Source organism: Pseudomonas idahonensis (assembly GCF_037903935.1).
Lineage (GTDB): Bacteria > Pseudomonadota > Gammaproteobacteria > Pseudomonadales > Pseudomonadaceae > Aquipseudomonas > Aquipseudomonas danubii.
The window spans coordinates 2,810,277-2,825,075 of record NZ_CP149586.1; the positions used below are offsets into that span (position 1 = coordinate 2,810,277).

General features: G+C 63.0%; 9 protein-coding genes. 4 read left to right on the forward strand and 5 right to left on the reverse strand.

Annotated features, from left to right (window positions below; all coding sequences use genetic code 11):
• The first annotated feature begins 227 nt into the window (after positions 1-227).
• The 4 genes from aldA to WIN67_RS12890 all read left to right on the forward strand — a co-directional run bounded on the left by aldA (position 228) and on the right by WIN67_RS12890 (position 6,025).
• Positions 228-1,652: an aldehyde dehydrogenase gene (gene aldA / locus WIN67_RS12875; RefSeq protein ID WP_267269861.1), complete on the forward strand. Its 1,425-nt coding sequence runs from the start codon at positions 228-230 to the stop codon at positions 1,650-1,652.
• A gap of 136 nt (positions 1,653-1,788) precedes the next feature.
• Positions 1,789-3,111: an MFS transporter gene (locus tag WIN67_RS12880; RefSeq protein ID WP_179601097.1), complete on the forward strand. Its 1,323-nt coding sequence runs from the start codon at positions 1,789-1,791 to the stop codon at positions 3,109-3,111.
• A 1-nt stretch (position 3,112) separates the two neighbouring features.
• Complete coding sequence (locus tag WIN67_RS12885) at positions 3,113-4,330, forward strand: mandelate racemase/muconate lactonizing enzyme family protein (RefSeq protein WP_267269862.1); 1,218 nt, start codon at positions 3,113-3,115, stop codon at positions 4,328-4,330.
• A 78-nt stretch (positions 4,331-4,408) separates the two neighbouring features.
• Positions 4,409-6,025: a GMC family oxidoreductase gene (locus tag WIN67_RS12890; RefSeq protein WP_339071402.1), complete on the forward strand. Its 1,617-nt coding sequence runs from the start codon at positions 4,409-4,411 to the stop codon at positions 6,023-6,025.
• A 66-nt stretch (positions 6,026-6,091) separates the two neighbouring features.
• On the opposite strand, the gene WIN67_RS12895 is transcribed toward WIN67_RS12890, so the two are convergent.
• The 5 genes from WIN67_RS12895 to WIN67_RS12915 form a co-directional block, all read right to left on the reverse strand.
• Positions 6,092-7,405: an FAD-binding oxidoreductase gene (locus WIN67_RS12895; protein ID WP_339071403.1), complete on the reverse strand. Its 1,314-nt coding sequence runs from the start codon at positions 7,403-7,405 to the stop codon at positions 6,092-6,094.
• A 157-nt stretch (positions 7,406-7,562) separates the two neighbouring features.
• Positions 7,563-8,927 (reverse strand): glutamine synthetase family protein, encoded by a 1,365-nt coding sequence (locus tag WIN67_RS12900; protein ID WP_110595806.1) that lies wholly within the window; start codon positions 8,925-8,927, stop codon positions 7,563-7,565.
• 206 nt (positions 8,928-9,133) lie between these two features.
• Positions 9,134-9,367: a hypothetical protein gene (locus WIN67_RS12905; protein ID WP_339071404.1), complete on the reverse strand. Its 234-nt coding sequence runs from the start codon at positions 9,365-9,367 to the stop codon at positions 9,134-9,136.
• Between the two features lie 194 nt (positions 9,368-9,561).
• Positions 9,562-10,221 (reverse strand): isoprenylcysteine carboxylmethyltransferase family protein, encoded by a 660-nt coding sequence (locus tag WIN67_RS12910; RefSeq protein WP_339071405.1) that lies wholly within the window; start codon positions 10,219-10,221, stop codon positions 9,562-9,564.
• A gap of 172 nt (positions 10,222-10,393) precedes the next feature.
• Positions 10,394-14,764, reverse strand: coding sequence for a calcium-binding protein (locus WIN67_RS12915; protein WP_339071406.1), 4,371 nt, complete (start codon positions 14,762-14,764; stop codon positions 10,394-10,396).
• Positions 14,765-14,799 lie beyond the last annotated feature (35 nt).

A 14,799-nucleotide genomic window follows, 5' to 3' on the forward strand; every position in this document is an offset into this window, starting at 1 on the left:
GCACTCACATAACAACAACCCGAGTGCTCAGCCATGCCATATCCGATCCTTGCCGATTGCCTGTCGCTGCCCCTTGTCCGCGTCTTCCAGCCTTGCCCGCACGTCATCGCCATGTCCGTGGATCGCTGTGCTGTGCCCGCTCGACTACGCCAGACCCTTTGACCGCCGGGCCTGGATCGTCTCCAGGCTACCTGCGCCACCTCTCTGCCAACGACGGGGCAACTTTCATGCAACTTGAACAGAATTTTGTTAATGGCGACTTCATCAAACCAGCCAGCGGTGCATCGATTGCTGTTTATGATCCGGCTGACGAAACCCTTGTCGGGCATGTCTCGGCCGCCACTCAGGAAGAGGCCTGTGGAGCGGTGAGCGCCGCCTGCGCTGCACAGAAAAAATGGGCAGCGTTGACCAGCATCCAGCGCGGTGATTACCTGCGCGCATTGGCCGACGCCCTGGAGTCGCGTGCCGACGCCATTGGCCAGGCGCTGGCGGCCGAATCGGGCAAAAGCCTGGCGGACGCCAGCAACGAAGCCCGCTATGCCGCGCAGATCACTCGTTATCACGCTGAATGGGCGCGCCGCATCGAGGGCGAGATCATTCCCAGCGACAGCCCCGACGAAAAGCTGTTTCTGCACCGCGAGGCGATTGGCGTCGTGGCCTGCCTGATCCCGTTCAACTACCCGGTCTACACCTTGCTGCGCAAGGTGGCGCCGGCGCTGATCGCCGGCAATACGGTGGTGGTGCGGCCGAGCAACAACACGCCGCTGTCGGCGTTTGAAATCGCCCGGGCGGTGCAGCAGGCGGGCCTGCCGCCGGGTGTAGTGAACATCCTGACCATGGACCACGCCACCGCCGCCACGGTCTGTACCCACCCGGCAGTGGGCATGATCACCCTGACCGGCAGCGTCAATGCCGGGCGTATCGTGCTCGACTACTGCAAGGCCAATATTGCCAAGCCGTCGTTGGAACTGGGGGGCAAGACCCCGGCCATCATCGAGCCCGACGCCGACCTGGAGCAGGCAGCCAGCGCCATCATCGCCTCCAAGACCACCCACTGCGGCCAGTTGTGCACGGCGGTGGAGCGGGTCTATGTCCATGAAAGCGTGCATGAGCGCTTCCTGGCCCTGCTCAAGGCAAAAATCGCCGCCGTGCAATTCGGTGACCGGCGCCAGGACCCAAGCCGCATGGGGCCTCTGGTCAGCGCGGCGTCCCGGGTTGCGATACATGGCCTGGTGCAGCGAGCGGTCGCCCAGGGCGCGGTGCTCGAAGCCGGTGGCGTGATGCCCGAGGGGCCAGGGCATTTCTATCCGCCGACGCTGCTCAGCGGCTGTCGCCAGGACATGGAGATCGTGCAGGAGGAAATCTTCGGTCCGGTGCTGCCGGTGCTCAAGTACCGGGATATCGATGAGGCCCTGGCCTTGGCCAATGACCACCAGTTCGGCCTGGCCTCGGTGCTCTACACCGAAAACTACCGCACCGCGATGAAAGTCGCCGGGGCCATCCAGGCCGGCGAGCTGTACGTCAACCGGACCCCGGCCGACCCCTACCAGGGCTACCACGCCGGCTGGAAGCGCTCGGGACTGGGCGGCGACGACGGCAAGCACGGCATGCTTGAGTTCACCCAGACCCGCCTGGTGGTCATGCCTTTCTGAAGGCCGCCGTCAGTCATCAGCCGCAAGCTGCAAGCAAGAGCAGCGCAGTCGTTCTTTCCGCGTGAAGCTCGAAGCTTGCCGCTGCCCCACTAATAATAATGAGCGGCGCCGGATACCGGCGCCCGAGGGCATCGTCATGTCAAAAAATGCCGCCGATCTGGCCGCTATCCCGGGTTCTGCCGCATTGCCGCTGGACAACAGCGACAAGCGCAGTCGCTACTTTCAACTGATGCTGCTGGTGCTGGCCGCCGGGGCGATCTACCCGATCCTCTACCTGCGTCAGGTCTACCAGACCACCATGCTCGAGGTGTTGCACATCAACCACAGCGAGCTGGGTTACCTGTACTCCATGCTCGGCACTATCTTCCTGATCAGTTACCTGCCCAGCGGCTGGCTGGCGGACCGTATCGCTCCGCGCTTGCTGATTTTCTTCTCCCTGGTGGCCACCGGCGCCCTGGGCCTGTGGTACTCCACTGCGCCATCACTGACGTCGCTGATGATCATCTTCGGCTGCTGGGGGCTGACCACCGGGCTGACCTTCTGGGCCTCGGTGCTCAAGCGGGTGAAGATGATTGCCCGCCACAACGAGCAGGGGCGTTTCTTTGGCATCCTCGACGGCGGCCGTGGCCTGGTGGAAGCCTTGCTGGCGACCCTGGCCCTGGGGTTGTTCGCCCTGGCCACCGAGACGCGTGGCGAGTCGACGGCCGAGGGGTTCCGGCATGTGGTCTACCTGTACTCCTTTACCTGCATCGCCATCGGCTGCGTGCTGGTGCTGCTCAAGGACCCCAAGTCCATGCAAGACACGGCGCCGGTGGAGCAGGGGCGCTTCAACCTGCTCAGCGACCTGGCGACCCTGGTGAAGATCCCCGAGCTGTGGCTGGTGACCGCCATCGTGTTCTGCGGCTACCACATCTTCTGGGCCACCTACAGCTTCTCCGACTACCTGCAGGGCAACGGCATGACCGCGGTAATGGCCGGCACCATCACCACCATCAAGCTGTGGATGCGGCCGCTGGGTGGCATCGGTGGCGGCTGGCTGGGGGACCGCTTCTCGAATATCTCGGTGCTGATCGTGGCGCTGTTGCTGGCGACCTTGGGCATCGTCGGGCTGATCCTGTTCCCGGCCCTGGGCAGCCTGGGTTTGTTGATCGCCACCGTGATCTTCATCGGCCTGATGACCTACGCCATTCGCGGACTGTACTGGGCGATTCTCGATACCTGTCGGATCCCCTTGCGCATCACCGGCCTGGCCATCGGCATCGTCTCGGTGGTGGGCTACCTGCCGGACGCCTTTATCCCGCTGATCAACGGCTATCTCACCGAACATTTCCCCGGTGCCTTGGGCTACCGCTTGTACTTCGGCTATATCGCCGCGGTCGGCGCCCTCGGCACCCTGGCCGCGATTGCCTTGCGCGCTCGCGTCAACCGCACCCAGCAGCATTCGCAAACAGGAGCCTGAGATGAAAATCGTCGCCCTTGAAACCCATATTGTCGCTGTTCCACCACCGCATATCGGCGGCATGTACTGGCTGTTCGTCAAGCTGCGCACCGCCTGTGGCATCGAAGGCGTGGGCGAGATCTACGCCGCCACCTTCGGTCCTCAGGCAATGCAGCCGATCATCGAAGACGTGTTTCAGCGCTACCTGCTGGACCAGGACCCGCACCACATCGAACGCTTCTTCCGCCAGGCCTATTCCAGCGGTTTCACCCAGCGCCCGGACCTGACCATGATGGGCGTGGTCAGCGGCCTGGAGATGGCCTGCTGGGACATCATCGGCAAAGCGGCGAACAAGCCGGTGTATGAGCTTTTGGGCGGCAAGGTCCACGAACGCCTGCGCTCCTACACCTACCTGTATCCACAGAACAGCCGTGGCGAATACGACTACGACGACCCGGACCTGGCCGCCGAATGCGCGGTGCAGAACATGAACCAGGGCTTCACTGCCCTGAAGTTCGACCCGGCCGGGCCCTACACCGCGTACTCCGGGCACCAGCTGTCCCTGGAAGTGCTGGAGCGCTGCGAAACCTTCTGCCGCAAGATCCGTGAAGCGGTGGGCAATCGCTGCGACCTGCTGTTCGGCACCCACGGGCAGATGGTGCCGTCCTCGGCCATACGCCTGGCCAAGCGCCTGGAGCAATACGATCCGCTGTGGTTCGAGGAGCCGGTGCCGCCGGGCCAGGAACAGGCCATGGCGCAGGTGGCGGCCAAGACCAGCATCCCGATTGCCACCGGCGAGCGCCTGACCACCAAGTACGAGTTCTTCAAGCTGCTGCAGGCCGGTGGTGCCTCGATCCTGCAGATGAACGTGGCGCGCTGTGGGGGTCTGCTGGAGGCGAAGAAGATCGCCAGTATGGCCGAGGTCTACTACGCGCAGATCGCCCCGCACCTGTACAACGGCCCGATCGGCGCGGCGGCGAGCTTCCAGCTGGCTGCCTGCACGCCGAACTTCCTGATCCAGGAAAGCATCATGACTTGGGGCGGCTTCCACGCCGAAGTGCTGACCAGGCCTTTGCAATGGGAGGATGGCTACATCATCCCGTCCAGCGAGCCGGGCCTGGGGGTGGAGCTGAACATGGACGTGGTACGCAGGCACTCGCCCTACAGCGGCGAACGCCTGCACTTGCAAATGGCCGCGAGCCCGGTCGACGTCAAGGATACCTCCCCGGCCAAAGGCTGAGCACCTCCGGCCCGGCGACGGGCAGGGCATGGGCAGCCGCTACGGCTGCCTCCAACACCATCTGAGCGATAACCCTGCATGACATACGACTACATCATCGCCGGCGCCGGCGCCGCCGGCTGCGTTCTGGCCAACCGGCTCTCGGCCTCGGGCCAATACTCGGTATTGCTGCTGGAAGCGGGCGGCAAGGACTCATCGTTCTGGTTCAAAATTCCGGTGGGGTTCGCCAAGATGTACTACAACCCGACCTTCAACTGGATGTACTACAGCCAGCCACAGAAGCAGCTCGCCGACCGCGCCCTTTATGCGCCACGGGGCAAGGTTCAGGGCGGTTCCGGCTCGATCAACGCGATGATCTACGTGCGTGGTCAGGCCCATGATTTCGATGATTGGGCGGCGGCCGGCAACGACGGCTGGAGCTTCAATGACGTGCTGCCATACTTCCGCAAATTGGAAAGCCACCCTCTGGGGGACAGCCAATACCACGGCGCTAGCGGTCCCATCAGCATCACTCCGATGAAGGGACAGACCCATCCCATCTGTGATGTGTTCCTCAAGGGCTGCGAGGAACTGGGCTACTCGCGCAGCGAAGATTTCAATGGCGCCAAGTTCGAAGGTGCGGGTATCTACGACGTCAACACCCGCAACGGCCAGCGCTGCTCCAGCAGTTTTGCCCATCTGCATCCGGCGTTGAGTCGGTCAAATCTCAAGGTCGAGCATTACGCGCTGGTCGACCGGGTGCTGTTCGATGAGCAGAAACAGCGCGCCACGGGCATCAGTGTGACCCAGCACGGGGTGGTCCGGACCTTCAGCGCCAACAAGGAGGTGATCCTGTGTGCCGGCGCGGTGGACACGCCGAAGATCCTGCAACTGTCTGGGGTCGGTGATCGCGAGTTGCTGGCCCGGCACCAGATTCCTTTGGTTCGGCACTTGCCGGCGGTGGGACAGAACCTTCAGGACCACTTGTGCGTCAGCTACTACTACAAGGCCAATGTGCCCACCCTCAACGACCAGCTCAGTTCGCTGTTCGGCCAGCTCAAGCTGGGCCTGCAATACCTGCTGACGCGCAAGGGCGCACTGGCCATGAGCGTCAACCAGGCCGGAGGCTTCTTCCGTGGCGACGAAGAGCAGGAGCACCCTAATCTGCAGCTGTACTTCAACCCGCTGTCGTACCAGATCCCCAAGAGCAACAAGGCCAGCCTCAAACCCGAGCCGTATTCCGGCTTCCTGCTGTGCTTCAACCCCTGCCGGCCCACCAGTCGCGGCAGCATCCAGATCGCCTCGAAGAACCCTCGCGATGCGGCGCTGATCGATCCCAACTACCTGAGCACCGACAAAGACATTGCCGAGGTGATCCAAGGCAGCCGACTGCTGCGCAAGATCATGCAGACCCCGGCGCTCAAGAGCATAACGGTGGATGAAGTGCTACCGGGGCCAGCGGTGGACAGCGATGAGCAGATGCTGCAGTACTTTCGCGAGAACAGCGGCTCGATCTACCACCTGTGCGGCTCCTGCGCCATGGGCCGTGACGAACAGCACTCGGTGGTGGATGCGCGGCTGAAGGTGCACGGCCTGGCGCGGCTGCGCATAGTCGATGCCTCGGTGTTCCCCAACGTCACCTCTGGCAACACCCATGCGGCGGTGCTGATGGTGGCGGAGAAGGGCGCCGACCTGATCCTGGAGGATGCTCGGTAGCAGCCCCAGGATCGTGTCGAACGGCTTGTTGACGGTGCTGTACGTCAGTGCGTACCGGGACCTGGGTTAGCGCAGTTTCTCCAGCATCTGGTAGTACCACATGCCCGCCGCCAGCATCGGGTTGCCCAACTGGTCGCCAAAGGGCACGCGGATGTGTTGGCAGGCGGCGAAGGTGTCGTAGTGGCCGAGGTGGCCGGTCAGGGCTTCGGCCATGATCTCGCCCATGATGTGGCTGGTGGCCACGCCGTGCCCGGAGTAGCCCTGGCAGTACCAGACGTTGTCCGAGAGCTTGCCCAGTTGCGGGATGCGGTTGATCACGATGCCCATGGCGCAACTCCACTGGAAGTCGATGCCCACGCCCTTGAGCGCCGGGAAGGTGCGTTCGATGCACGGGCGCAGTTCGCCGGCGATGTCTCGCGAGTCCTTGCCGCTGTAGTTGGCGCCGCCGCCGAACAGCAGGCGGCCGTCGGCGGTCATGCGGTAGTAGTCGAGGACGAAGCGGCAGTCGTAGACCGCCAGGTCCTCGGGGTTCAGGCGCTTGGCCAGGTCGCCCAACGGCTCGGTGGTGACGATGCCGCCCATGGCCGGGAAGATCTTGCCCTTGAGCTTCTTCGGCTCCAGCTTGTGGTAGACGTCGCCGGCCAGCAGCACTTGCTTGGCGTTGATCCGGCCTTGGGCGGTGATCACTGCCGGGTGTTCGCCGTGGACGATCTGCAGCACTTCGCTGTGCTCGAAAATCAGTGCCCCCAGGCTTTCGGCGGCCCGGGCTTCGCCGAGGCACAGGTTCAGCGGGTGCAGGTGCAGGTTGCGGGTGTTCTTGATGGCGCCGTGGTAGAGGTCGCTTTCCAGCAGGCTGCGCACCTGGGCTCGGTCCAGCAGGCTGACTTCGTCGCCCATGCCGCGGCGCACCGCTTCTTCGTAATCGGCGCGCAGGCCCGGCAGGTGGCTGGGCTTGTAGGCGGCGTGCAGGTGGCCGTGCTTGAGGTCGCAGGCGATGGCGTATTTCTCCACCCGTTGCTGGATGATCCGGTGCCCGCGCCAGCGCAGGTTCCAGATGAAATCATCGACCTCGTCGCCCAGTTCGCGGCGCATCTGCTTGCGCATGGCCGCATCGCCGGAAAGGCTGCCGGTGACCTGGCCACCGTTGCGCCCGGTGGCGCCCCAGCCGATCTTGTGGCTTTCGACGATGGCGACTTTCAGGCCGCGCTCGGCCAATTCCACCGCGCTGGCAACGCCGGTGAAGCCGCCGCCGATGATCACCACATCCACCTGATGGCTGCCTTGCAGGGTCGGGTAGTGGGTTTCCTGATTCAGGGTGGCGCTGTAGTAGCTGGGGCAGCGCTCGGCTGCCGGGGTCCGCGGATCGAAGGCGGCTGTCATTGAAAAATCCTCGTGGAAAAAACAACCGGCGGCTGCGTGGGGGCAGCGGCCAGCGCTTCAGCAACTGTCGATGATCTGCCGGGCGCAGCTCAGGTCCGGCAAAGCGGTTTCAGGCCGCCTTGCCCATGAGTCCAGCACCGCAGATCGTTACTGCGGCTCAGGCCTGGGTCAGGTACCAGCGCCAGTCCTGCTCGCCGACTTCGGCCATGAACTGGCGGTACTCGGCACGCTTGACCGCCAGGTACACGCCGAGGAATTCATGGCCCAGGGCATCCCGGGCCCAGGCCGATTGCTCCAGGGCGATCAGCGAGGTCAGCCAGTCGGTGGGCAGCAGTTCGGTAGCCTGGGCGTAGCCATTGCCCTGCACCGGGTCGCCCGGATCGAGCTGTTCGCGCAGGCCACGATGGACGCCGGCGAGGATCGCCGCCGCGGCGAGATAAGGGTTGGCGTCGGCGCCGCAGATGCGGTGTTCGATGTGCCGACTGTTGGCCGGGCCACCGGGCACCCGCAGGCTCACGGTGCGATTGTCGACGCCCCAGGTCGGCGCCAGGGGCGCGTAGCTGTTGGCCTGGAAGCGGCGGTAGGAGTTGGCGTTGGGGCAGAACAGCAGCAGCGATTCCAGCAGGGACGCGAGCATCCCGCCCACCGCCTGACGCAGCAGCGGGGTGCCGGCCGGGTCCTCGGAGGCGAACAGGTTGCGGCCCGCAGCGTCGGCAATGCTCACGTGCATGTGCATGCCGGTGCCGGCCAGGTGGTCGAAGGGCTTGGCCATGAAGGTGGCCTGCATCCCGTGCTTGTGAGCCACGGCCTTGACCAGGCGCTTGTAGCGCACCGCCTGGTCCATGGCCTCCAGGGCATCGCCGTGTTCCAGGGTGATTTCCACCTGGCCCGGGGCGTACTCGGAGATCGCCGTGCGCGCCGGAATGCCTTGCAGTTTGCAGGCGGCGTAGAGATCGGCGAGGAACGGCTCGATCTGCTCCAGCTCCCGCAGGCCATAGACCTGGGTGCTGCGCGGACGACCGCCATCGGCGTCCAGGGCCGGTTGCGGTCGGCCGTTGCCGTCACGCTTGGCGTCCAGCAGGTAGAACTCCAGCTCGCAGGCCATCACCGGGTGGTAACCCTCGGCCTTGAGCCCGTCGATCACCTTGATCAGCAGGTGGCGCGGATCGGCGATGCTGGCGGGCATGCCCTCCTGCGGATGCATGCTGACCTGCACAGCCGCGGTGGGAATCTGCCGCCACGGCAGGCGCACCAGGCTGCCGGCCAGCGGGTAGGCGCGGCAGTCGATATCACCGACGTCCCACACCAGGCCGGAGTTTTCCACGTCGTCGCCGTTGAGGGTCAGGCCGAGGATGGTGCTGGGCAGGGGCCGGCCGCTTTCATACACCGCCAGCAGTTCTTCGCGGTGCAGCAGCTTGCCTCGGGGCACGCCGTTGGCGTCGAGGATGAACAGCTCGATCATGTCGATGTCGGGGTTGGCGGCCAGGAAGTCACGGGCTTCGTCGAGGGCGGCAAATTTCATCAGGGTTCTCGCTTGCGCCATTGGGGCGCGCAGGTTTTCAGGTCCTGCAACAACGCCGCGCACGGTGCGGTTGCAAGGGTAGAAATCAGGTCTGGGAGCGGCACGCGCAGGAGGGCGCGATCAGGCCAGAAGCGAGTGGTCCGGAGGACGTGAGGAGTGGCGCAGACGGGAACGGCACAGGGCCATGGGCAGGTTGACCAGAAGCTTCATGGGCAGGGCCTGTCCAGGAAGTACACACCGATGACGGCGGCGCGGTCCTCATGGACCTCATGGGGCGCAGGGGCGTGGCAGCGGCAGGACAGTGAGAGCCGAGCGTCGACACGCACACCGCGGCCACTGTGCAGGGGCGTGGGAGCTGATCTGTCGAATCCGTGATACGGGCTCAGGGGATACATCGGCCGGGTGATCTCGCTGTCGAGTTCGTTGTGATTATTCTTCATGTGAACCGGGCGCTGGAGGGGCTGATCAATGGGTCCGTCTCTCCAAGGCGAATCAATACTGCAAGAATCCGCCAGCCAATGTAAGGGGGTAAAAGGCTCCAGTCCCCTGGCGAGCGTCCTTCGCCCTCGGGGAGAGGTGCGTGCTAGAGCGGTGCATTACTGTCGCCAGGGGTGTCTGATTTTTTTACAGAACCTCAGTAGACCCCGGGCAGCAGGCGCCAGCTGTGGGCGCAATAGTCGTTGTACTCCTGGCCGAAATGGCTACGCAGCAAGGCTTCCTCGGCATGAATCCGCGCGATCAGCGGGATCAGGGTCAGCGCCGCCAATAGCAGCCCCAGCCCGGAGCGAAAGGCCAGGGCCCAGCCCACGGCGTTCACCAGCAGACCGAGGTAGCTGGGGTTGCGCAGGTGGCGATACAGGCCGTCCACCACCAACCTGTGCCCGGGCTGGATCGCCACCAAGCCGCTGAAGCGTCGGCCGAGGATGAACACCGGCCACAGGCGCAGTACGCCACCGAGGGTGAACAGCAGGGCACCCAGCCAGCGCAGGCCTTCGCCGCCGAAGGTGCAGAAATCCATGCGGTCGCTGTAGGCCGGGACAAAGCCGCTCAACAGACCGATCACCCCGAACACGGGTAGCACCCAGCGGTTGCCCTGATCTTCCCGCACGCCACTGCTCAGGTTGACCTCGCTAGACAGCGAGGCGACCACCATTAGCAGGGTGGCGAGGGCGATCAGGGTCAACTGTGGATGGCCGAAGAAGGCCGCGAAACCGCCCAGGCCCCAGATCGCTAGGCCCAGGTAGGCGAGGGCGCCGAGGAGGCTGGAGGCGGCCAGTTGGGGAGAGATTTTCATGGGGGAGCCACGCGGCTATCAAAGGTATCTACAGAGTGTAGGTGTCACCTGCGGGCCGGTTTATATAACGACCCTGAGTCGGACTTTCCATCAGGCCTGAAAAAGGGATGAGTCCATTACTGAACTCATCCCTTTTCGCTGACTAGCTCAACGGGTTGAAGGGGTCAGATGCTCAGCCGAACAAGGCAAATGCATCACTGTTGGCCGGAAGATTGATGAACATTCCATTCGATGTCTGGATTTGCTCGATGGTGTCGTAACCAGCGAACCAGCCCTTCAGACACACACCTTCCTGTGGAGTCTGGCCTGTAGCAAAGCTCGACTGGTGCAGGTAGAGATCATCACCGATGCGGTCCACCAGCAAGTTGGTGCTGTTGATGTTTGACAGCACCAACTTGTCGCCACGGCTGACACCGTCGTCCTGAATCGTGACCAATGCCCGCGTGTCGATCGTGTAGGTATCGTCACCCTCGCCGCCGTTGGCCCAACCACTGGCGCGCAAGACCAGCTTGTCATCACCCGCGCCGCCAAACAGTGAAAAGCCCAGGCCGGTGCCCGTCAGCAGGTCATTGCCTTCACCACCGTCGGCCATGCCGTGTACAACGGTAATCACATCGCCCCCCGCTTCACCGTAGGCCCGACTGCCCTGATCGTTGCTTGCAGTGACTATGGTGTCGTTCCCATTACCGCCATACAACGTATCGGCCTGCGGTCCGTTGGTCAGGCCTTCGAGGCTGAAAGGTCCGATCTGCGAAATCAGTCCGCCGTACAGATAATCGTTGCCGTCACCACCGTACAGGACGTCATCGCCCAGCCCGCCTTCCAGATAGTTAACGCTGGCATCACCTGTCAGGCTGTCGTTGTAGTGACTGCCCACCACACGCTCGATGTTGCGCAGCACATCACCCTCGGCATCGCCACCCTGATTCACGTTGGTCTGCAGATTGATCGTGACGCCTGTGGTGCTGGTGACATACCAGACACTGTCCTGGCCTTCACGACCATCAATCAGATCCGCACCCTTACCGCCAATCAAAATGTCACTCAAGCGCGAGCCCGACAGCGTGTCGTTGAAGTTGCTGCCCTGGACAATTTCGATGTTGGTGTAGGTGTCACCCTGCGCGTCTCCGGTGTTGACTCCGCTAGACAGATCGATAGTCACGGCACTGTCCGACAGCTCGTAGCTGACCAGATCCTGTCCGGCAGCACCATCCAGCCCCATGGCGGAAGTTCCACCGTAGAAGATGTCATTCAGGTTGGAGCCCCTGATTGCTTCGATGTCGGTGTAGGTGTCACCTGCCGCTATGCCGGAATGCACGCCAGTCTTGAGGTTGAGGGTCATGCTCACTTTGCTATCGAGGTACCCCACCGTGTCGTAACCTGCGCCGCCGAAGAACTGGTCGGCTCCCGCGCCACCGTAGAGCGTGTCGTTGCCTGAGCCGCCGGCGATGATGTTGTCGAGATCGTTGCCCCAGCCAGTGAAGGCGCCATTGCCGATAAAGGTCAGGCGTTCAATATTGGCTGCCATGTAGGTATGACTTGGGTTGACCACTGTCACGCGCATCTCATCATTGCCACCACCGGCCTGCTCGACGATGGTCGGTGTGATTCCGTTGCTGATGTAGTAGATATCGTCGCCAGCGCCACCTTCCAAGCGGATGGCGGTGGCGGTGTGATCCAGGCCGGAGGTGAGGATGTCATTGAATGCCGAACCGATGACGTTTTCGATGCTGGTCAGGGTAGTGCCCTCGGCATCTCCGCCCTTGCCGGCCGGGCCGGTGCCGAAACGCACTTCAACGTTCACTCCGGCGGACGAGGTCGAGTAGTCGACGGTGTCCACGCCAGCGCCGCCGTCAAAGGCCATGCCCAGGCCGTTGCCGACAAACGTGTCGTTGTAGCTCGAACCCTTGATCGTCTCGATATCGGTGTAGGTATCGCCAGTAGCAATGCCGGTGTTCACGCCGGTTTTCAGATTGACCGTCACGCCGGCCTTGCTGTCGGTGTAACCGGCAATATCCAGGCCCGCACCGCCGAAGAACTGATCAGCACCTGCGCCGCCGTACAGCGTGTCGTTGCCCGAGCCGCCGGTGATGATGTTGTCGCTGTCGTTGCCGTAACCGATGAAGTTCTGGCTGCCGATGTAGGTCAGGCGCTCAACGTTGGCTGCGAGGATGGTGCCGGTCGGGTAGGCCACCGACACCCGCACTTCGTCATTGCCGCCACCGGCCTGCTCGACGATGGTCGGCTGAGCACCGGTGTTGATGTAGTAGATATCGTCGCCCGCGCCACCTTCCAGGCGGATGGCGGTGGCGGTGTGATCCGGGCCGGAGGTGAGGATGTCATTGAATGCCGAGCCGATGACGTTTTCGATGCTGGTCAGGGTAGTACCCTCGGCATCTCCGCCCTTGCCGGCCGGGCCGGTGCCGAAACGCACTTCAACGTTCACTCCGGCGGACGAGGTCGAGTAGTCGACGGTGTCCACGCCAGCGCCGCCGTCAAAGGCCATGCCCAGGCCGTTGCCGACAAACGTGTCGTTGTAGCTCGACCCCTTGATCGTCTCGATGTCGGTATAGGTATCGCCAGTAGCAATGCCGGTGTTCACGCCGGTTTTCAGATTGACCGTCACGCCGGCCTTGCTGTCGGTGTAACCGGCAATATCCAGGCCCGCACCGCCGAAGAACTGATCAGCACCTGCGCCGCCGTACAGCGTGTCGTTGCCCGAGCCGCCGGTGATGATGTTGTCGCTGTCGTTGCCGTAACCGATGAAGTTCTGGCTGCCGATGTAGGTCAGGCGCTCAACGTTGGCTGCGAGGATGGTGCCGGTCGGGTAGGCCACCGACACCCGGACTTCGTCATTGCCGCCACCGGCCTGCTCGACGATGGTCGGCTGAGCACCGGTGTTGATGTAGTAGATATCGTCGCCAGCGCCACCTTCCAAGCGGATGGCGGTGGCGGTGTGATCCGGGCCGGAGGTGAGGATGTCATTGAATGCCGAACCAATGACGTTTTCGATGCTGGTCAGGGTAGTGCCCTCGGCATCTCCGCCCTTGCCGGCCGGGCCGGTGCCGAAACGTACTTCCACGTTGACCCCGGCAGACGAGGTCGAGTAGTCGACGGTGTCCACGCCAGCGCCGCCGTCAAAGGCCATGCCAAGGCCGTTGCCGACAAACGTGTCGTTGTAGCTCGAACCTTTGATCGTCTCGATATCGGTGTAGGTATCGCCTGCGGCAATGCCGGTGTTCACGCCGGTTTTCAGATTGACCGTCACGCCGGCCTTGCTGTCGGTGTAACCGGCAATATCCAGGCCCGCACCGCCGAAGAACTGATCAGCACCTGCGCCGCCGTACAGCGTGTCGTTGCCTGAATTGCCAGTGATGATGTTGTCGCTGTCGTTGCCGTAGCCGATGAAGTTCTGGCTGCCGATGTAGGTCAGGCGCTCAACGTTGGCTGCGAGGATGGTGCCGGTCGGGTAGGCCACCGACACCCGGACTTCGTCATTGCCGCCCCCGACCTGCTCGACGATGGTCGGCTGAGCACCGGTGTTGATGTAGTAGATATCGTCGCCCGCGCCACCTTCCAAGCGGATGGCGGTGGCGGTGTGATCCAGGCCTGAGGTGAGGATGTCATTGAATGCCGAGCCGATGACGTTTTCGATGCTGGTCAGGGTAGTACCCTCGGCATCTCCGCCCTTGCCGGCCGGGCCGGTGCCGAAACGCACTTCAACGTTCACTCCGGCGGACGAGGTCGAGTAGTCGACGGTGTCCACGCCAGCGCCGCCGTCAAAGGCCATGCCCAGGCCGTTGCCGACAAACGTGTCGTTGTAGCTCGAGCCTTTGATCGTCTCGATATCGGTGTAGGTATCGCCTGCGGCAATGCCGGTGTTCACGCCGGTTTTCAGATTGACCATCACGCCGGCCTTGCTGTCGGTGTAACCGGCAATATCCAGGCCCGCACCGCCGAGGAACTGATCAGCACCTGCGCCGCCGTACAGCGTGTCGTTGCCTGAATTGCCAGTGATGATGTTGTCGAGGTCGTTACCGTAACCGATGAAGTTCTGGCTACCAGTGTAAGTCAGGCGCTCAACGTTGGCCGCCAGGACAGTGCCGCTCGGGTTGATTACCGATACCCGCACTTCGTCATTGCCGCCACCGGCCTGCTCGACGATGGTCGGCGTGACGCTGGTGTTGATGTAATAGATATCGTCACCTGCGCCACCTTCCAGGCGGATGGCGGTGGCGGTGTGATCCGGGCCGGAGGTGAGGATGTCATTGAATGCCGAGCCGATGACGTTTTCGATGCTGGTCAGGGTAGTACCCTCGGCATCTCCGCCCTTGCCGGCCGGGCCGGTGCCGAAACGTACTTCCACGTTGACCCCGGCAGATGAGGTCGAGTAGTCAATCGTGTCAAAACCGGCGCCACCATCGATCTTGTCTGCTCCCGGACTACCCTTAATGACATCATTACCGCCCAGAGCGTTGATTTCGTCATACCCATCGGTACCTGTCAGCGTGTCAGCACCGTTTGTCCCGTTGATAATTGCCATTCGCATCTTCCTTGCTTTTGATGTTGAACCAGATA